This window comes from Paracoccus salsus, assembly GCF_021556615.1.
Lineage (GTDB): Bacteria > Pseudomonadota > Alphaproteobacteria > Rhodobacterales > Rhodobacteraceae > Paracoccus > Paracoccus salsus.
Map to the genome: position 1 here is coordinate 254,467 of NZ_JAKGGD010000004.1, position 18,609 is coordinate 273,075.

An 18,609-nucleotide genomic window follows, 5' to 3' on the forward strand; every position below is an offset into this window, starting at 1 on the left:
CCGGCCGCGAGGGCGAGAGGGTCGCCCCCCTGGCATGCTCAGGCATGGATCGCCCCGTCGCCGCAGGCCAGAGCGGCCTCCCGCACGGCCTCGGACGTGGTCGGGTGGGCGTGGCAGGTCAGGGCCAGATCCTCGGCCGAAGCCCCGAATTCCATCGCCACGCAGACCTCGTGGATCATTTCGCCGGCGCCCGGACCAACAATGTGGCAGCCGAGGATGCGGTCGGTTTCGGCGTCGGCGATCATCTTGACGAAGCCATCGGATTGCAGCATCGCCTTGGCGCGGGCGTTACCCATGAACGGGAACTTGCCGACCTTGACCTTGCGCCCCGATTCCTTCGCGGCCTCTTCGGTCAGGCCGACATTGGCGACCTCGGGTGTGGTGTAGATGACGCCGGGGATGGTGTCGTAGTTCACATGGCCATGCTTGCCGGCGATCACCTCGGCGACCGCCATGCCTTCGTCCTCGGCCTTGTGGGCCAGCATCGGGCCGGGGATGCAGTCGCCAAGCGCGTAGACGCCCTTGACGCTGGTCGCCCAGTGCTTGTCGACCTTGACGAAGCCGCGATCGGTCATCTCGACGCCCAGACCGTCCAGCCCCAGCCCTTCGACCTGCGGACGCCGTCCGGTGGCGACCAGCACGCAATCCGCCTCGACCGTCTCTTCGCTGTCATCCTTTTTCAGCGCATAGGTGACCCGGGCCTTGCCCTTGACGATTTCGGCCCCCTTCACGGCGGCGCCGAGGACGAACGTGATGCCCTGCTTGGTCAGGATCTTCTGGAACTGTTTCTGGACCTCGGCATCCATGCCGGGAGTGATGACATCGAGATATTCGATCACCGTCACATCGGCGCCAAGGCGGGCATAGACCGAGCCAAGCTCCAGCCCGATCACGCCGGCACCGATCACAACCATCGATTTGGGGATTTTCGGCAAGGCCAGCGCACCGGTCGAATCGACGATGACGCCACCGGCGTTGTCGACCTCGACCGCTTTCAGGCTGGCCGGGACCGACCCGGTGGCGACGACGATGTTCTTCGTCTCGTGGACGTCGTCACCGACCTTGACCTTTCCCGGAGCCTCGATGATGGCCCAGCCCTTGAGCCAGTCGATCTTGTTCTTCTTGAACAGGAATTCGATGCCCTTGGTGTTGCCGGCGACCGTCTCGGCCTTGTAGCTCTGCATCTTGGTCCAGTCGACCTTCACCTTGGCGCCGGTCAGGCCCATCCGGCCGAAGTTTTCGTGCGCCTCGTGCAGCATGTGGCTGGCGTGAAGAAGCGCCTTGGAGGGGATGCAGCCCACATTCAGGCAGGTGCCCCCAAGCGTTTCGCGCCCCTCGACGCAGGCCACTTTCAGGCCAAGCTGCGCGGCGCGGATCGCGCAGACATAACCGCCGGGGCCGGCGCCGATCACGATCAGATCATACATGTTTCATGTCCCTTCTTTCGGTGGCGACGGCCGGCGGCTTTGCGCCCCCGGACCCCCGCAGGATATTTGTGGACCAAGGCAAGTCAGAACAGGCTTGCCAGGATCATGACCAGTGTCGCCGCAAAGCCCACGGTCCAGATGACCGAGCGCCACGGCACCCAGCCGAGCACATAGGCCGGTACGTAGGCGGTGCGCGCGACGAGATAGATCCACGCGCAGGCCGCTGTCAGGCCGGAGGCCGCGCCGCCGAGCGTGACCAGCACCACCGCGAGTGTGAAGAGGATCAGCCCTTCGAAATGATTGTTCAGCGCGCGTTGCAGCCTGCCGGCGATACCGCTGAGCGCGGGCGGATCGTCGCGCGGTCCCATCGCCACACTCGGCCCGACCTGGCGATTGGCGGCGATGGAAAAGGCCGCGAACTGAATTGCCTGCAGCAATCCCGCAAGAGCCAGGACGGTCAGTTCGACGGTCATCATCAGGCCGTCTCGACGAAATGAAAGCTGGTCGCGGTGACGCCGCCCTGCGCGTTGAAGACGCCCGCCGCCCCGTCCAGATAGTTGCGCGCGGCCGTGGGATTGCCGACATTGAACAGCGCCCAGGCGCTGCGGTCGTCTTCGCGCCATAGTTGCAGCAGCGACAGGCCGTTATTGCCCCGATCCTCGGCATCCGCGTCGAACGCGGATTTGAAGTCGGCATAGTTCCTGATGCTGTAGTGGGCGATCATCTGCATCTGGATCATTTTCCTCTGGTTGTGGCGCGGAACGGCTGGAGATCCGCGCCGGTAAGGGGGTAACGCCCGCGCCGGACCGGCAGGCAGGCAGGCGAGGCCGTGGGTCGGTTCCAGCCTGTCGCCCAACGGCGCGACTTGCCTTCGGGTTGCCTTGCGGCGGCGGTTGTCGCGAAATCCGGTCGGGTCGCGCAGCCGGATCATGCGGTTTCGAGCGGTGTTGCGCAACGCCCGCGAGCGTTGCGCGGGAGGGGGCGCGCAGGACCGGGCGCGTCGGGGCCGGCAAATGCCGGGTTTCGGGTGGCACCGGGCGTCCACCCGGCGAGCACAGCCTGTGCACAGCACGTACACCGCTTGCGCGCGTTGCGTGGCGGGCTGTGCAGGATTGCACGGCGACCCCGAGCAAGACGTCCATTCGGTGCGGTCGCGCGGGACCCTCGCGCGACCGGCGACCACGGACCGCCCGGTCGCCTCGGCGGGCCAGCGATGACCGGGCATGGGCACGCCGTCCGGGATGCATGTCAGGCCTCGATCCGCGCGCAGTGCACCCGCCCTTCTCAGAGATCCATCAGCAGGCGGCGCGGATCCTCCAGCGCCTCCTTGACCCGCACCAGGAAGGTCACGGCGCCCTTGCCGTCCACGACCCGGTGGTCGTAGCTGAGCGCCAGATACATCATCGGGCGGATGACGATCTGGCCGCCGACGACCATCGGGCGTTCCTGGATCTTGTGCATGCCCAGGATACCCGATTGCGGCGGGTTCAGGATCGGGCTGGACATCAGCGAGCCGTAGACGCCGCCATTCGAGATGGTGAACGTGCCGCCCTGCATCTCGGCCATCGACAGCTTGCCGTCCCGGCCCTTGGTGCCCAGGTCGCCGATCTCCTTCTCGATCGCGGCGAAGCCCTTCTGGTCGGCGTCACGGACCACCGGGACGACCAGTCCCGAGGGCGTGCCGACGGCAACGCCCATGTTGACATAGTTCTTGTAGACGATGTCGGTGCCGTCGATCTCGGCATTGACCTCGGGCACTTCCTTCAGCGCATGGCAGCAGGCCTTCACGAAGAAGGACATGAAGCCCAGCTTCACCTTGTGCTTCTTTTCGAACACATCCTTGTATTCGTTGCGAAGCTGCATGATGGCCGACATGTCGGCCTCGTTATAGGTGGTCAGCATCGCCGCCGTGTTCTGGGCGTCCTTCAGGCGGCGCGCGATGGTCTGGCGCAGGCGGGTCATCTTGACCCGTTCCTCGCGCTGCGCATCCTGGGGCGCCGAGGGCGCGCGGGGGGCCTCGGCGGGCGCCGCAGGCTTCGGGGCCGACCCGGCCTTGGCGACGTCCTCTTTCATCACCCGGCCATCGCGACCGGTGCCGGTGACCTGATCCCGGTCCACGCCCTTCTCGGCCATCGCCTTCTTCGCCGATGGCGCGTCCTCGACATCCTCGCGCAGCCTCATCTCCTCGGGTCCGGCGTCCTTTGCCTTTTCCTCGGGGGCGGCGGGTTCGGGGCTGTCGGAGGACTCGTCGGCAGACTCATCGGCGGTCGCGCCTTCGGAGATCACCGCCAGCCTGGCCTTCGCATCGACGGTCGCGCCCTCCTCGGCCACGATCTCGGCCAACACGCCCGAGGCCGGAGCCGGAACCTCGACCGACACCTTGTCGGTTTCCAGTTCGCACAGCATCTCGTCGGCGCTGACCTGGTCGCCGACCTTCTTGAACCAGGTCGCCACGGTCGCCTCGGTCACGCTTTCACCCAGCGCCGGCACCATGACGTCAACGGATTTGCCGCTCATCTTCTTCTTTTCCTCCGGGGCACTCTGGGCCTTGTCCTCGGCCTTCGTCTTGTCGGCCTTTGCCTCGGCCTTCGGTTTGTCTGCCTTGCCGTCGGCCTTGGCCTCGGCCTTGCTGTCGGGCGCGGATTTCTGCGCGCTGCCGCCGGCTTTCGCGCCGGCCTCGTCGATCTGGGCCAGCAGCGCGTCGGGGGCGACGGTCTCGCCCTCGGCGGCCACGATCTCGGCCAGCACGCCGGCGGCCGGGCTGGGGACCTCGACGGTGACCTTGTCGGTTTCCAGCTCGCACAGCATTTCATCGACCTCGACCGCATCGCCCGGCTTCTTGAACCAGGTCGCGACGGTCGCCTCGGTAACGGATTCGCCCAGAGTGGGCACGCGGACTTCGGTGGGCATCAGATCATCCTTCGATATTCAGCGCTTCGTTCACCAGCGCCTCTTGTTCTGCCTTGTGGCGCGAGGCGAGGCCGGTCGCGGGCGAGGCCGCCGCGTTGCGGCCGACATAGCGGGGGCGGGTGTGTTTTGACCCCAGCCGTTCCAGAACCCATTCCAGATAGGGTTCGACAAAGGTCCAGCCGCCCTGGTTCTTGGGCTCTTCCTGGCACCAGATCACCTCGGCCTGCTTGAAGCGGCCCAGCTCCTTGACCATCGCCTGCGCCGGGAACGGATAGAACTGCTCCAGTCGCAGCAGGTAGACATCGGTGATGCCGGCCTCGTCGCGGGCCTTCAGCAGGTCGAAATAGACCTTGCCCGAGCAGATCACGATGCGCTTGATCTTGCCATCCGCGACCAGCTTGGTCGGCGAACTGCCACGCTGCGCGTCGTCCCACAGAAGCCGGTGGAAGGTCGAGCCGGTCTGGAATTCCTCGGCCTTGCTGACCGCCAGCGGGTGGCGCAGCAGCGATTTCGGGGTCATCATCACCAGCGGCTTGCGAAACCCGCGATGGATCTGCCGGCGCAGGATGTGGAAATAGTTCGCGGGCGTCGTGCAGTTCGCGATGATCCAGTTGTCCTCGGCGCACATCTGCAGAAAGCGTTCGAGGCGGGCCGAGGAATGTTCCGGACCCTGGCCTTCGAAGCCGTGCGGCAGCAGCATGACAAGGCCGGACATCCGCAGCCATTTCTTTTCGCCCGACGAGATGAACTGGTCGAACATGATCTGGGCGCCATTGGCGAAGTCGCCGAACTGGGCCTCCCACAGCGTCAGGGTGTTCGGCTCGGCCAGCGAATAGCCGTATTCGAAACCAAGCACCGCGTATTCCGACAGCATCGAGTCGATGACCTCGTAGCGGGCCTGACCCTCTTCGATATTGTTGAGCGGGTAGTAGCGGTCCTCGGTCTTCTGGTCGATCACCGCCGAATGGCGCTGGCTGAACGTGCCTCGCGTACTGTCCTGACCGGCCAGACGAACGCCGTGGCCCTCGAGCAGAAGCGAACCGAAGGCCAGCGCCTCGCCGGTGGCCCAGTCGAAGCCCTCGCCGGATTCGAACATCTTGCGCTTGGCTTCAAGAAGCCGGGTGACGGTCTTGTGCACGTTCACCCCGTCGGGCACGCTGCTGAGCGCGCGTCCGATCCGGGTCATCGCCTCGGGGCTGACGCCGGTCTCGCCGGCGACGTATTCGGCGCCCTCGCGTTCGAAGCCGGACCATTTCCCGTCCAGCCAGTCGGCCTTGTTCGGCTTGAAGTTCTTGCCGATGTCGAACTCTTCGTTCAGATGTGCCTGGAAGGCGGCCTTCATGTCCTCGATCTCGCCCTCGGGGATCAGCCCGTCAGCGACCAGCCGTTCGGTATACAATTGCAGCGTCGTCTTGTGCGACTTGATGCTGTTGTACATCGCCGGGTTGGTGAACATCGGCTCGTCGCCTTCGTTGTGACCGAAGCGGCGATAGCAGAAGATGTCCAGAACCACGTCCTTGTGGAATTTCTGGCGGAATTCGATCGCGACGCGAGCCGCGTGCACCACCGCCTCGGGATCGTCGCCGTTGACGTGGAAGATCGGCGCCTCGACCATCAGCGCGATATCGGTCGGGTAGGGCGAGGTGCGGCTGAAATGCGGGGCGGTGGTGAAACCGATCTGGTTGTTCACGACGATATGGATCGTGCCGCCGGTGCGGTGGCCGCGAATGCCCGACAGCTGCAGGCATTCGGCGACCACGCCCTGTCCGGCGAAGGCCGCATCGCCATGCAGCAGGATGGGCAGCGAGGCGGTCCGTTCCTTCCGGTCGTTCATCTGGTCCTGTTTTGCGCGCACCTTTCCCAGCACGACGGGATTGACCGCCTCGAGATGACTGGGATTGGCAGTCAGCGACAGATGCACGGTGTTGCCGTCGAACTCACGGTCCGAACTGGCGCCGAGATGGTATTTCACGTCGCCTGACCCGTCCACGTCCTCGGGCTTGAAGCTGCCACCCTGGAATTCGTGAAAGATTGCGCGGTAGGGCTTTGACAGCACATTGGCCAGCACCGACAGCCGGCCCCGGTGGGGCATGCCGAAGACGATCTCCTGAACACCCAGCGCGCCGCCGCGCTTGATGATCTGTTCCATCGCCGGGATCAGCGCCTCGGCGCCATCAAGACCGAAGCGCTTGGTGCCCATATACTTGACGTGCAGGAACTTCTCGAAGCCCTCGGCCTCGACCAGCTTGTTCAGGATGGCGCGGCGGCCGGTCTTGGTGAACTGGATTTCCTTGCCGTAACCCTCGATCCGCTCCTTCAGCCATGCGGCTTCCTCGGGGTTCGAGATGTGCATGTATTGCAGCGCGAAGGTGCCGCAATAGGTGCGTTTCATCAGATCGGTGATCTGGCGGATCGTGGCGATCTCGAGGCCCAGCACGTTGTCGATGAAGATCGGACGGTCCAGATCGCCGGATTCGAAACCGTAGGTCGAGGGCCGCAATTCGCCATGGTCGGGAACGCTGCGCAGCCCCAGCGGGTCCAGATTGGCGTGCAGATGGCCGCGGATCCGGAAGGCGCGGATCAGCATCAGCGCGCGGATACTGTCCAGCACCGCCTGGCGCATCTGCTGGGTGGTCAGCTCGACGCCCTTTTCGGTGGCCTTCTGCGCGATCTTCCGGATCGCGGCGTCGGCGTCGGACTTGCTGGATTGCGGCCATTCGCCGGTCAGCGCGGCGGTGGTGTCATCGACCGGCGCCGGCGGCCAGTCGGCGCGTTTCCAGCTTGCACCCTCGGCCTCGCGGACCGCGTCGGCCTCGGCATCGCCCAGACCACGAAAGAATTCATCCCAGGCCTGATCGACCGCTTCCGGGTCTTTCGCCCACTGGCCGTAAAGCTGTTCGACCCAGGCGGCGTTGTGGCCCTGAAGGAACGAGGAGTCGTGGAAATCGGTGTTCTTGGGTTGGTCGTTCATGGTGGACCTCACAGGTCAGGAAAAGCGGATGAAGCGGTAGCCGGGGATCGAGCCGGATGGAGCCGGGAAGGCGGCCGAGGCGGGCATGGCGGCCGCCGCCGCGGAGAACGCGCCGCCTAGCCGCATTTGACGACCATGACCTTCACGCCCGGCATGGCGCTGGACCCGCCCGACGTGTTGGTGCGCGCACTGGCGACACCGGCATCGCCGCACAGGCGTCCGGCGACGCCCTCGACGCTGGCGGGTTCGGTGCGGTCGGGCCGGAAGAGCACGCTGAAGCCCCGGTCGGCATTGCCGGTGACCGCGACGACGGCGTTCTGGCGCATGCCGGTGCGGGCATCGACCGGGCCCGAGAAGCCGGGCGCGGCGGGCTTGGGTTCCTCGGGCTGGGATGCCGCAGGCGCAGCCGCGGGCAAGGGCATCTCGATCGGCCGCGGGGCAGGGACGGCGGCCGGTGCGGTGGCCGCGCGTGCGGCCGGCGCCGGGGCCGACGATCGCGCCGCCGGTGTCTGAAGATGTGCGGGCACGACCGCGCAGCCGGCCAGCGACAGCACGGCCAGGACCGCCGCCGCGCGACCGCGCGCCAGACTGTGCATGAGGGTGTTCTTCTTGAAGGTCATGTCTGGAATCCGATCAACCACAATAGACATCGATGATGACGGCGCCGGGGTCGGAATAGGGGTCGAGCCGCGGGATGTTCTCGATCCGCGCGACCGGCCGCCGTTCCAGCCCGCACAGCGCGCGGGCAGCGCCCTGTCCGGCATTCGGCGGCGCACGGTCAGGGTGATAGATCAACCGCCAGCCGTAATCGCGGCGCGCGACTGTGCGCACGGATTCCGGGGGCAGGGTGCTGGCCTGATGCAGGTCGGTGCGGGCCGGGATGCCGCCGGGCAGGATCAGGTCGGTGGATCGCTGGCCGCAGGCGGCCAGCGTCAGCAGGGCGGCCAGCGACAGCGGTCCGACCGTGAAACGGACAGGCACCGGGCGTGACGCCGCGGCAATGGCCGGTCCTGGCTGGGGCTGATGCTGGCTCAATTCCTGCCTCGCACGGTGGGTGGTCCCGCGCCCCATAGTCAGATGGGGGGCGCGGGCTGTCAAATCATCAGCCCTTTATGGCTTTCAGAACCGCCTCGCCAAGCCCCGCGGGGCTTTCGGCGACCACGATTCCGGCCTTCTTCATGGCTTCGATCTTCGATTCAGCATCGCCCTTGCCACCCGACACGATCGCGCCGGCATGGCCCATGCGGCGGCCCGGAGGCGCGGTGCGGCCAGCGATGAAACCCGCCGTGGGCTTCCATTTGCCCTTCTTCTTCTGCTGGGCCAGGAATTCGGCGGCCTCCTCCTCGGCCGAGCCGCCGATCTCGCCGATCATGATGATCGACTCGGTCTCGTCGTCGTCGAGGAACATCGCCAGCACGTCGATATGTTCCATCCCCTTGATCGGGTCGCCGCCGATGCCGACGGCGCTGGACTGGCCCAGTCCGACATCCGAGGTCTGCTTGACCGCCTCGTAGGTCAGCGTGCCCGAGCGTGATACCACGCCGACGCTGCCGCGCTTGAAGATGCTGCCGGGCATGATGCCGATCTTGCATTCGTCCGGCGTCATGATGCCGGGGCAGTTCGGGCCGATCAGGCGCGAGGCGCTGCCTTCCAGCGCGCGCTTCACGCGCATCATGTCCAGAACCGGGATGCCCTCGGTGATCGCCACGATCAGCGGGATCTGCGCGTCGATGGCTTCCAGGATCGAGTCCGCCGCGAAGGGGGGCGGGACATAGATCGCGGTCGCGGTGGCGCCGGTCTTGGCAACGGCCTCATGGACGCTGTTGAACACGGGCATGTCCAGATGTTCGATCCCGCCCTTGCCAGGCGTGACGCCGCCGACCATTTGCGTGCCATAGGCGATCGCCTGTTCGGTGTGGAAGGTGCCCTGGGACCCGGTGATCCCCTGGCAGATGACTTTGGTGTTCTTGTCGACGAGAATGGCCATCGGGTTATCCTTTCACCGCTTTGACAATCTTCTCGGCCGCATCCGACAGATCGTCGGCCGAGGTCACGTTGAGACCGCTACCCGCGATGATCTCCTTGCCCTTCTCGACATTGGTGCCTTCCAGACGCACGACCAGTGGAACCTGCAGGCCGACCTCCTTCACGGCGGCGACGATGCCTTCCGCGATGATGTCGCAGCGCATGATGCCGCCGAAGATGTTGACCAGGATACCTTTGACGTTCGGATCGCTGGTGATGATCTTGAACGCCTCGGTGACCTTGTCCTTGGTCGCGCCGCCGCCGACGTCGAGGAAGTTGGCCGGTTCCGCGCCATACAGCTTGATGATGTCCATGGTCGCCATCGCCAGACCGGCGCCGTTGACCATGCAGCCGATCTCGCCGTCCAGCGCGATGTAGTTCAGGTCGAATTTCGAGGCGGCCAGCTCCTTGCTGTCTTCCTCGGTCTCGTCGCGCAGCGCCATGATGTCGGACTGGCGATAGAGGGCGTTGTTGTCGAAGCCCATCTTGGCGTCGAGGCATTTGATCTGCCCCTCGGGGGTGACGATCAGCGGGTTGATCTCCAGCATCTCCATGTCCTTCTCGATGAACATGCGATACAGATTCCGGACCAGCGCCACGCATTGCTTGACCTGACCGCCGGTAAGACCCAGCGCGAAGGCGACGCGGCGGCCATGGAAATCCGACAGGCCCGAGGCCGGATCGACGCTGAAGCTGACGATCTTCTCGGGGGTCTTCGCGGCGACTTCCTCGATGTCCATGCCACCTTCGGTCGAGGCGACGAAGCTGACGCGGCTGGTCTGGCGATCGACCAGCAGGGCCAGGTACAGTTCGCGCGCGATGTCGCTGCCATCCTCGATATAGATGCGGTTGACCTGCTTGCCGGCCGGGCCGGTCTGGTGGGTCACGAGGGTGCGGCCCAGCATCTGCCGGGACATCTCTTCGGCCTCGGCCACCGACTTGGCCAGCCGCACGCCGCCCTTCTCGCCGGCCGCGGCTTCCTTGAAATGGCCCTTGCCGCGGCCACCGGCATGGATCTGCGCCTTGACGACCCAAAGCGGGCCGTCCATCTCGCCCGCGGCTGCCTTGGCCTCGTCGGCCTTTACCACAACCCTGCCATCGCTGACCGGCGCGCCATACTGACGCAGCAGCGCCTTGGCCTGATATTCGTGGATGTTCATCCCGACCCCCTTGTTCGGTTCGACAGATTTGCCGTTGTATTGGCACAGACTGTCCTAGCCTAGAAACGTTTTCCCGGCAAAGAGCCGAAAACCGGCAGGAAGACGCATAATGTGATCACAGTCCGAAAATCCGTGATCACAATCGCGCCGCTGTTAACGCCAGCAGGGCGATTCGGTTTGCCGGGCGGCGGGCGTCCGGTTCAGGAGAATCATGCAAACGCCGGCATTGCCATGGAAAAGTCGGGCGAGGCCATATCGCGCCATGCCGCGGGGAACGCCGAACGACACACGGCGCGCCAGTCAGGGCGCGCCGTCCGGACGATCGCGAGTTGCGCGGATCAGGCGAGGCTGCTGTCGATACCCTTGCAGGCCTCGACCAGGCCCTTGACCGAGTCGATCGACTTGTCGAGCATCGCCTGCTCATCCTTGTCCAGCGTGATCTCGATGACCTTCTCGACCCCGCCGGCGCCGATCACGGTCGGCACGCCGACATACATGCCCTTCAGCCCGTATGCGCCGTCCACATGGGCCGCGCAGGGCAGGACACGCTTCTGATCCTTCAGATAGGCCTCGGCCATCTCGATGGCGCTGGTGGCGGGCGCATAGAAGGCGCTGCCGGTCTTCAGCAGGCCGACGATCTCGGCGCCGCCGTCACGGGTGCGCTGCACGATGGCATCCAGCCGGTCCTGCGTGGTCCAGCCCATCTTGACCAGATCCGGCAGCGGGATGCCCGCGACGGTCGAATAGCGGGTCAGCGGCACCATCGTGTCGCCATGCCCGCCCAGCACGAAGGCGGTGACGTCCTTCATGGACACGTCGAATTCCAGCGACAGGAAATGGCGGAACCGGGCCGAGTCCAGCACGCCTGCCATGCCGCAGACCTTGCCGGCCGGCAGGCCCGAGAATTTCTGCAGCGCCCAGACCATCGCGTCCAGGGGGTTGGTGATGCAGATCACGAAGGCGTCGGGGGCGTGCTGGGCGATGCCCTCGCCCACGGATTTCATGACCTTGAGGTTGATGCCCAGCAGGTCGTCGCGGCTCATCCCCGGCTTGCGCGGGACGCCGGCGGTGACGATGCACACATCCGCTCCCGCGATGCCCGCGTAATCGTTGGTGCCCTTCAGCGTCGCATCGAAGCCTTCGGCCGGGCCGGATTCGGCGATGTCCAGCGCCTTGCCCTGCGGCGTGCCTTCGGCGATGTCGAACAGGACGACGTCGCCCAGTTCCTTCATCGCGGCCAGATGTGCCAGCGTGCCGCCGATCTGCCCCGCACCGATCAGTGCGATTTTGGGTCGGGCCATGGGTAACCTCCGATTACAGGGATGATTGTTGCGCGGTGGTTAAGGGGTCGCGAAACGAATCGCAAGCCTCTGGCGCCGCGACGCGGCGCTGATGGCCCTAACACCTGCCGCAAGGCGGCAGCGGGCGCGGCAGATCGCGTCGCGCAAAAGCGGGCCGCGGCGGCTGTCGCAGGGGATGCCGCCGGTGCAGGCGGTGGAGAGATGCCGCGCCGCGGCATAAAGTCCCTTGCCATTTCTGACGCGGTTGGGCAGTTTCGCGCAAGAAAATTGCCGGAGGTTGTCATGGCCCGTCCTTACAGGTCCGTTCTCTATATTCCCGCCGCCAATACGCGTGCCATGGAGAAGGCGCGCGGACTGGCCGCGGATGCGATCATCTTCGATCTCGAGGATGCGGTCGCGCCGGGCGAAAAGGCCGCCGCGCGCGATGCCCTGACGGCGGCGCTGGCCGCGGATTATGGCCAGCGGGCACGGATCGTGCGGATCAACGGGCTGGCCAGCGACTGGGGCCGCGACGATGCGCGGTTCTGCGCCGAGACACTGGGCCGCCGTGCCGATGCGGTGCTGATCCCCAAGGTCGATGCCGCGGCCGACCTGGACCGGGTGGCCACGTTGATCCCCGACACGCCGCTCTGGGCGATGATGGAGACGCCGCTGGGGATGCTGAATGCCGCCGGCATCGCCGCGCATCCCCGGCTGGAGGGGCTGGTGATGGGCACCAACGATCTGGCCAAGGAACTGAACAGCCGGTTCCGCGCGGACCGCCTGCCGATGCAGGCCGGCCTGGGTCTGTGCCTGCTGGCCGCGAAGGCGCATGGCAAGGTGATCGTGGATGGCGTGTTCAACGCCTTCAAGGATGACGAGGGCCTGCGCGCCGAATGCGAACAGGGCCGCGACATGGGCTTTGACGGCAAGACGCTGATCCATCCGGCGCAGCTTGCCGTGGCCAACGAGTGCTTCGCCCCGACCGAGGCCGAGGTCGACCTGGCCCGCCGTCAGATCGAGGCCTTCGAGCAGGCGACCGCCGAGGGCAAGGGTGTCGCGGTGGTGGACGGCAAGATCGTCGAGAACCTGCATGTCGAGACCGCCCGGAAGACGCTTGACCGATCGGCGGCGATTGCGGCGATGGCCGGATAAGGGCAGGGTGGGCGCAATTCAAATCCAGCGGAAGGTATCCAGATGCTGATCCTGATCCTCGGCGTCGCCCTGTGGTGGGCCGCGCATCTCTTCAAGCGCGTCGCGCCCGCGAAGCGGGCTGAAATGGGTGACAGGGGCAAGGGGCTTGTCGCCGCCGCGCTGATCCTGTCGGTCATCCTGATGACCTGGGGCTACAAGATCGCCGACGGGCCGTTCTGGTGGGGGCCGTCGCCGGCGCTGGTGGGGATCAACAACCTGCTGGTGCTGATCGGCTTCTATCTCTACGCCGCCAGCGGCATGAAGACCCGCGTGACGGCGACGACCCGGCATCCGCAACTGATCGGCTTTTCCCTGTGGGCCTTCGCGCATCTGATGGTCAATGGCGACCTGCCCGGCCTGATCCTGTTCGGCGGCCTGCTGATCTGGGCGCAGGTCGAGATCGTCGTCATCAACCGCGCCGTGCCCGGCTGGACCCCGCCCGCCGGCCCGTTCCCGGCCCGCAAGGAAGCGATGGCCGCCGCCGGCGCGGTCATCGTCACGCTGGTGGTCGGGCTGATCCATGGCTGGATCGGGCCGTGGCCCTTCGGCGGCTAGCCATGGCGCTGATCTATCGCTGCATCACCGAGGACGACACGCCACGGTTCTGCCACCGGGTCAGTGCCGCCTTGTCCCAGGGCTGGGCGCTGCATGGCGCAGCGTCCATGGCCTTCGATCCGGTCAAGGGCGTGATGCGGCTGGCGCAGGCGGTCACCAAGGAGATCGACGGCGAATACCATCCCGACATGAAACTGGGCCAGCAATAAGGGGTCACGATGACCAAGACCAATCCGGGCCGCTTCTTCGAGGACTACGCGCTGGGTCAGGTGATCCGCCATGCCGTCCCGCGCACCGTGGCCGAGGGGGAACGCGCCCTGTATCACGCGCTGTATCCGGCCCGCCACGCGCTGTATTCCAGCGACGAGTTCGCCGCCTCCTGCGGGCTGGACGGCAGCCCGATGGACGACCTGATCGGCTTTCACGTCGTTTTCGGCAAGACGGTGCCGGATGTCAGCCTGAACGCCATCGCCAATCTGGGCTATGCCGAGGGCCGCTGGCTCAGGCCGGTCTGGCCGGGTGACACGTTGCGTTCGGAATCCGAGGTGATCGGGCTGAGGCAGAACAGCAACGGCAAGTCCGGCGTGGTCTGGGTCCGCACAAGGGGGCTGAACCAGCTGGACGAACCGGTGCTGGACTATGTGCGCTGGGTGATGGTCCGCAAGCGCGATGCCGCAGCGCCCGCCCCCGAGACGGTGGTTCCCGACCTGTCGAACAGCGTCGCGCCCGCCGATCTGGTGATCCCCGAGGGGCTGAGCTTTTCGGACTATGACTTTGACCTTGCTGGCGAACCGCATCGCTGGGGCGACTACGCGGTGGGCGAGAAGATCGACCATGTCGACGGCGTCACCATCGAGGAGGCGGAGCATATGCTGGCCACGCGGCTGTGGCAGAACACCGCCAAGGTGCATTTCGATGCCACCAACCGCGATGACGGCAGGCGTCTGATCTATGGTGGCCATGTCATCAGCATGGCGCGTGCGCTGTCCTTCAACGGCCTCGCCAACGCGCAGATGATCGTCGCGCTGAACGCCGGCGCGCACGCCAATCCCTGTTTCGCCGGCGACACCGTCCGGGCCTGGTCCGAGGTGCTGGACAAGGCCGACACGGACGCGCCGGGCGTCGGCGCAATCCGCCTGCGGCTGGTCGCGACCAAGGGTGACAGCGCGGCCTTCACGCTGAAGGACGCCGATGGACGATACGCGCCAGAGGTCCTGCTGGACCTCGATTGCTGGGCGTTGATGCCGGTCTAGGTCGGTGGCGCGGGCTGTCCAGCGAATCATGATCGTCGGCGGGCCCGGAGCGGGCAAGTCCTGGATCGCGCGCCGGCTGGGTCGGATCAGCGGATTGCCGGTCTTCCACATGGACCACATCCACTGGCTGCCCGGCTGGACGCCGCGCGATCCGCTGGAGAAGGACATGCTGACGAAAGACATCCACGCGCGCGACCAGTGGATTTTCGAGGGTGGCCATTCGCGGACCTACCAGGCCCGCGCGGCCAGAGCCGAGATGCTTGTGTGGCTGGATCTGCCCGTCGGCCTGAGGGTGCGGCGGGTCTTGTGGCGATCGCTGCGTTTTCACGGCCGGACGCGCCCCGACCTTCCCGCGGGATGCCCCGAAATTCTGGGCCGCCAGACGCTTAACTTCCTGCGCTTCGTCTGGCGCACGGCCGAGACGGGGCGGCAGGCGGTGCGCCGCGTGACCGACGCGCCGCCCGCGCATCTGCGCGTCGTGCATCTGCAAGGCGCCGCCGAGATCCGCGACTTCGTGCAGGGCTGCCGGCCGGCCGGGCAAGGCGCCGGACTGATCCCGCCGCGATGAGCGTTTCCCTGTCAGCGCGCGCGGCGATTGCGGGCCTCCGGCTCGATCCGGGGTTCGGCATGCCGAAGTATGCCTTCGCCCGGCGCGCGGCCGGCCATCTTGTGATCACGCGCGGCGTGGGCGTGATCACAAAGTGCGGATTCCGCGACTTTTCGTCCGGGGGTCTGGTATATGCGGATGACAGCCAATACAAAAGCCGACAGAAGATGCGCCAATCGCCAGCCCGCGAGGCCAGCCGAAAGCCTGCGACGGGTCGAGCTTGAACCGACAAAGGAGGGCCGCACCATGGCCGACGTGAACCGGGGTAACCGGCCGCTTTCCCCCCATCTTCAGGTCTACAAGCTGCCGGTGGCGGCGGTGACCTCGATCCTGACGCGCGTCACGGGGCACGCGCTGGTCGCGGGCATCCTGCTGATCGTCTGGTGGCTGCTCGGTGCCGTCAGCGGCCCGCGGGCCTTCGCGACCGCCGACTGGGTGGTGCGGTCCTGGCTGGGCTTCCTGATCCTGACCGCGTCGGCCTGGGCGCTGTGGTATCACGCGCTGGCCGGCATCCGGCACCTGTTTTACGACGCCGGGATCGGCCTCGAGATCGACGAGTCCCGGAAATCGTCCTGGGCGATCATCATCGGCTCGGGCGTGATGACCCTGATTTCCCTGATCCTGTTCTTCATCGGCTGAGGCGAGGGCAAAGACATGCGCTATATCACCCCACGGAAGGTCGCCGAAGGTCTGGGCGCCGCCCATAGCGGGACCGAACATCACTGGGCCATGACCGTCAGCTCCTGCGCGCTGATCCTGCTGACACCGGCCTTCCTGCTGGTCATCGGAACCGCCATCGGCCTGCCGCGCGAAGCCGTCATCGGCTATTTCGGCCGGCCCTATCCGGGCATCATCACCGCGCTGTTCGTGATCGTGGGCATGATCCATTTCATCAAGGGCACCCGGATCATGATCGACGACTATTTCCGGGGCACCGCGCGCAAGGGCGCGATCATCATCTCGGTGATCTTCGGCTGGGCGGTGATCGCCGCCGCGGTCTTCGCGCTGGCGAAGATGAGCTTCATCAACATTGCGATCTGAGGGAAACATGGCTTCTTACGAAATTCAGACGCATGATTACGATGTCGTCGTGGTGGGCGCCGGTGGCGCAGGGCTTCGTGCGACGCTGGGGATGGCGGAACAGGGGCTGCGGACGGCCTGCGTGACCAAGGTCTTTCCGACCCGGTCGCACACCGTCGCCGCGCAGGGCGGGATCGCCGCCTCGCTGTCGAACATGGGGCCCGACAACTGGCAGTGGCACATGTACGACACCGTCAAGGGCTCGGACTGGCTGGGCGATACCGACGCGATGGAATACCTGGCCCGCGAGGCGCCCAAGGCGGTCTACGAGCTGGAACATTACGGCGTTCCCTTCTCGCGCACCGAGGATGGCAGGATCTATCAGCGCCCGTTCGGCGGCCACACCACCGAATTCGGCGAAGGCCCCCCGGTGCAGCGCACCTGCGCGGCGGCCGACCGGACCGGCCACGCCATCCTGCACACGCTGTATGGCCAGTCGCTGAAGAACAACGCGGAATTCTTCATCGAGTATTTCGCGCTTGACCTGATCGTCTCCGACGGACGCTGCACCGGCGTCGTCTGCTGGAAGCTGGATGACGGCACGATGCACGTCTTCAACGCCAAGATGGTGGTGCTGGCGACAGGCGGCTATGGCCGCGCCTATTTCAGCGCGACCAGCGCCCATACCTGCACCGGCGATGGCGGCGGGATGGTGGCCCGCGCCGGCCTGCCGTTGCAGGACATGGAATTCGTGCAGTTCCACCCGACCGGCATCTACGGATCAGGCTGCCTGATCACCGAGGGCGCGCGCGGCGAGGGCGGCTACCTGACCAACAGCGAGGGCGAGCGCTTCATGGAGCGTTACGCGCCGACCTACAAGGACCTCGCCAGCCGCGACGTGGTCAGCCGCTGCATCACCATCGAGATTCGCGAGGGCCGGGGCGTGGGCGAGCAGAAGGACCACATGTTCCTGAACCTGATGCATCTGCCGCCCGAGGCGCTGCATGAGCGGCTGCCGGGGATCAGCGAATCGGCGAAGATCTTCGCCGGGGTCGACGTCACGAAGGAACCGATCCCGATCCTGCCGACCGTCCATTACAACATGGGCGGGATCCCGACGAATTACTGGGGCGAGGTCCTGAACCCGACCGAGAACGCCCCGGACGCGATCTTCCCCGGCCTGATGGCGGTCGGCGAGGCCGGTTGCGCCAGCGTGCACGGCGCCAACCGGCTGGGATCGAACAGCCTGATCGACCTTGTGGTGTTCGGACGCGCGGCGGCGATCCGCGCCGGGCAGGTGGTCGATCGCGAAGGCGCCATACCGACCGCCGATCCGGCGCAGGTGGACAAGGCGCTGGATCGCTTTGACCGTCTTCGCAATGCCAGCGGCGGCACGCCGACGGCGGCGCTGCGCGACCAGATGCAGCGCACGATGCAGCAGGATGCCGCGGTCTTCCGCACCGACAAGACGCTGGCCGAAGGCGTCGAGAAGATGGAGTCGATCGCCGCCAAGCTGGACGATCTGAACGTCACCGACCGTGGGCTGATCTGGAACACCGACCTGATGGAGACGCTGGAACTGACCAACCTCATGCCGAACGCGCTGGCGACGATCGTCGGCGCCGAGGCTCGCAAGGAAAGCCGTGGCGCCCATGCCCACGAGGACTGGCCCGAGCGGGATGACGCCAACTGGCGCAAGCACTCGCTTGCATGGGTCGATGGGAAAGAGGTTAAACTGACCTATCGCCCTGTCCACCTGAAGCCGCTGACCACGGCCGAGGAAGGCGGGATCGACCTGAACAAGATTGCTCCGAAAAAGAGGGTATACTGATGCGTTTCAAACTGACCGCGGCCTTCGGTGCCGCCGCCCTGACACTGGCGGGCTGTGTGGCCCCGCTGCCGACCGCCGGCCCGATGCCGATGCCGACCGCGCCCGTCATGACCGCCCCGGCACCGACCGTGCTGGACGCGGCCTCGCGCGCGCAGGCCCGGACCGTCATCAACGCCGAGATGCAGAAGCGCCTGCCCGGCGCGAACGTGACCGCCTATACCGATTGCATCATGTCCAATGCGACGACGGCCGAACTGATCGACATCGCGCAGATGTCGCGCTCGGGCGCCACCGGCACGGCCGACAGCGTCGCGGCGATCGTCTCGCGTCCGGCGACCACGCAGTGCATTGCCGGCGCCGCGCGGTCGACCTGAAC

The 18,609-nt window shown here is 66.1% G+C and carries 20 protein-coding genes; 10 read left to right on the forward strand and 10 right to left on the reverse strand.

Annotated elements, in window-relative coordinates:
• Window positions 1-38 precede the first annotated feature (38 nt).
• The 10 genes from lpdA to mdh form a co-directional block, all read right to left on the reverse strand.
• Window positions 39-1,427, reverse strand: a complete 1,389-nt coding sequence (gene lpdA, locus L1965_RS10430; protein ID WP_235756367.1) for a dihydrolipoyl dehydrogenase — start codon at window positions 1,425-1,427, stop codon at window positions 39-41.
• 83 nt (window positions 1,428-1,510) lie between these two features.
• Window positions 1,511-1,900 (reverse strand): MAPEG family protein, encoded by a 390-nt coding sequence (locus tag L1965_RS10435; RefSeq protein ID WP_235756368.1) that lies wholly within the window; start codon window positions 1,898-1,900, stop codon window positions 1,511-1,513.
• A gap of 2 nt (window positions 1,901-1,902) precedes the next feature.
• A complete protein-coding gene (locus L1965_RS10440) occupies window positions 1,903-2,157 on the reverse strand; it encodes a hypothetical protein (RefSeq protein WP_235756369.1) in 255 nt (84 codons plus the stop codon).
• A gap of 554 nt (window positions 2,158-2,711) precedes the next feature.
• Window positions 2,712-4,337: a 2-oxoglutarate dehydrogenase complex dihydrolipoyllysine-residue succinyltransferase gene (odhB, locus tag L1965_RS10445; protein ID WP_235756370.1), complete on the reverse strand. Its 1,626-nt coding sequence runs from the start codon at window positions 4,335-4,337 to the stop codon at window positions 2,712-2,714.
• A 4-nt stretch (window positions 4,338-4,341) separates the two neighbouring features.
• Entirely contained in the window at window positions 4,342-7,308 is a 2,967-nt protein-coding gene (locus tag L1965_RS10450) for a 2-oxoglutarate dehydrogenase E1 component (RefSeq protein ID WP_235756371.1), read from the reverse strand.
• A gap of 116 nt (window positions 7,309-7,424) precedes the next feature.
• Entirely contained in the window at window positions 7,425-7,928 is a 504-nt protein-coding gene (locus L1965_RS10455) for a hypothetical protein (RefSeq protein WP_235756372.1), read from the reverse strand.
• Window positions 7,929-7,941: 13 nt separating this feature from the next.
• The gene (locus L1965_RS10460; RefSeq protein WP_235756373.1) at window positions 7,942-8,289 is read right to left on the reverse strand and encodes a hypothetical protein; all 348 of its coding nucleotides are present in this window, start codon (window positions 8,287-8,289) and stop codon (window positions 7,942-7,944) included.
• A 121-nt stretch (window positions 8,290-8,410) separates the two neighbouring features.
• Entirely contained in the window at window positions 8,411-9,295 is an 885-nt protein-coding gene (gene sucD, locus L1965_RS10465) for a succinate--CoA ligase subunit alpha (RefSeq protein WP_235756374.1), read from the reverse strand.
• A gap of 4 nt (window positions 9,296-9,299) precedes the next feature.
• The gene (sucC, locus tag L1965_RS10470; protein WP_235756375.1) at window positions 9,300-10,493 is read right to left on the reverse strand and encodes an ADP-forming succinate--CoA ligase subunit beta; all 1,194 of its coding nucleotides are present in this window, start codon (window positions 10,491-10,493) and stop codon (window positions 9,300-9,302) included.
• A 338-nt stretch (window positions 10,494-10,831) separates the two neighbouring features.
• Complete coding sequence (gene mdh / locus L1965_RS10475; protein WP_235756376.1) at window positions 10,832-11,794, reverse strand: malate dehydrogenase; 963 nt, start codon at window positions 11,792-11,794, stop codon at window positions 10,832-10,834.
• Between the two features lie 282 nt (window positions 11,795-12,076).
• On the opposite strand from mdh, the gene L1965_RS10480 reads away from it, so the two are divergent.
• Genes L1965_RS10480 through L1965_RS10525 form a run of 10 tightly spaced genes read left to right on the forward strand, consistent with a single transcriptional unit; the run spans window position 12,077 to window position 18,607 of the window.
• Window positions 12,077-12,928, forward strand: coding sequence for an HpcH/HpaI aldolase/citrate lyase family protein (locus L1965_RS10480; RefSeq protein WP_235756377.1), 852 nt, complete (start codon window positions 12,077-12,079; stop codon window positions 12,926-12,928).
• A 42-nt stretch (window positions 12,929-12,970) separates the two neighbouring features.
• Window positions 12,971-13,522 carry an NnrU family protein gene (locus L1965_RS10485; protein ID WP_235756378.1) on the forward strand — a complete coding sequence of 184 codons (552 nt, stop codon included), beginning with the start codon at window positions 12,971-12,973 and terminating at the stop codon, window positions 13,520-13,522.
• A 2-nt stretch (window positions 13,523-13,524) separates the two neighbouring features.
• Window positions 13,525-13,731: a DUF1737 domain-containing protein gene (locus L1965_RS10490; RefSeq protein ID WP_235756379.1), complete on the forward strand. Its 207-nt coding sequence runs from the start codon at window positions 13,525-13,527 to the stop codon at window positions 13,729-13,731.
• Window positions 13,732-13,740: 9 nt separating this feature from the next.
• Window positions 13,741-14,775, forward strand: coding sequence for a MaoC family dehydratase (locus tag L1965_RS10495; RefSeq protein ID WP_235756380.1), 1,035 nt, complete (start codon window positions 13,741-13,743; stop codon window positions 14,773-14,775).
• A gap of 4 nt (window positions 14,776-14,779) precedes the next feature.
• Complete coding sequence (locus L1965_RS10500) at window positions 14,780-15,343, forward strand: P-loop NTPase family protein (RefSeq protein WP_235756381.1); 564 nt, start codon at window positions 14,780-14,782, stop codon at window positions 15,341-15,343.
• Window positions 15,340-15,606: a hypothetical protein gene (locus L1965_RS10505; RefSeq protein ID WP_235756382.1), complete on the forward strand. Its 267-nt coding sequence runs from the start codon at window positions 15,340-15,342 to the stop codon at window positions 15,604-15,606. Before L1965_RS10500 ends, L1965_RS10505 begins: the two co-directional genes overlap by 4 nt.
• Before the next feature lie 22 nt (window positions 15,607-15,628).
• Window positions 15,629-16,021 carry a succinate dehydrogenase, cytochrome b556 subunit gene (gene sdhC / locus L1965_RS10510; RefSeq protein WP_235756383.1) on the forward strand — a complete coding sequence of 131 codons (393 nt, stop codon included), beginning with the start codon at window positions 15,629-15,631 and terminating at the stop codon, window positions 16,019-16,021.
• Window positions 16,022-16,036: 15 nt separating this feature from the next.
• Window positions 16,037-16,423: a succinate dehydrogenase, hydrophobic membrane anchor protein gene (locus L1965_RS10515; RefSeq protein WP_235756384.1), complete on the forward strand. Its 387-nt coding sequence runs from the start codon at window positions 16,037-16,039 to the stop codon at window positions 16,421-16,423.
• A gap of 7 nt (window positions 16,424-16,430) precedes the next feature.
• The gene (gene sdhA, locus L1965_RS10520; RefSeq protein ID WP_235756385.1) at window positions 16,431-18,233 is read left to right on the forward strand and encodes a succinate dehydrogenase flavoprotein subunit; all 1,803 of its coding nucleotides are present in this window, start codon (window positions 16,431-16,433) and stop codon (window positions 18,231-18,233) included.
• On the forward strand, window positions 18,233-18,607 hold the full coding sequence (locus tag L1965_RS10525) for a hypothetical protein (protein ID WP_235756386.1): 375 nt from the start codon (window positions 18,233-18,235) through the stop codon (window positions 18,605-18,607). The genes sdhA and L1965_RS10525 overlap by 1 nt, the downstream gene beginning before the upstream one ends.
• Window positions 18,608-18,609 lie beyond the last annotated feature (2 nt).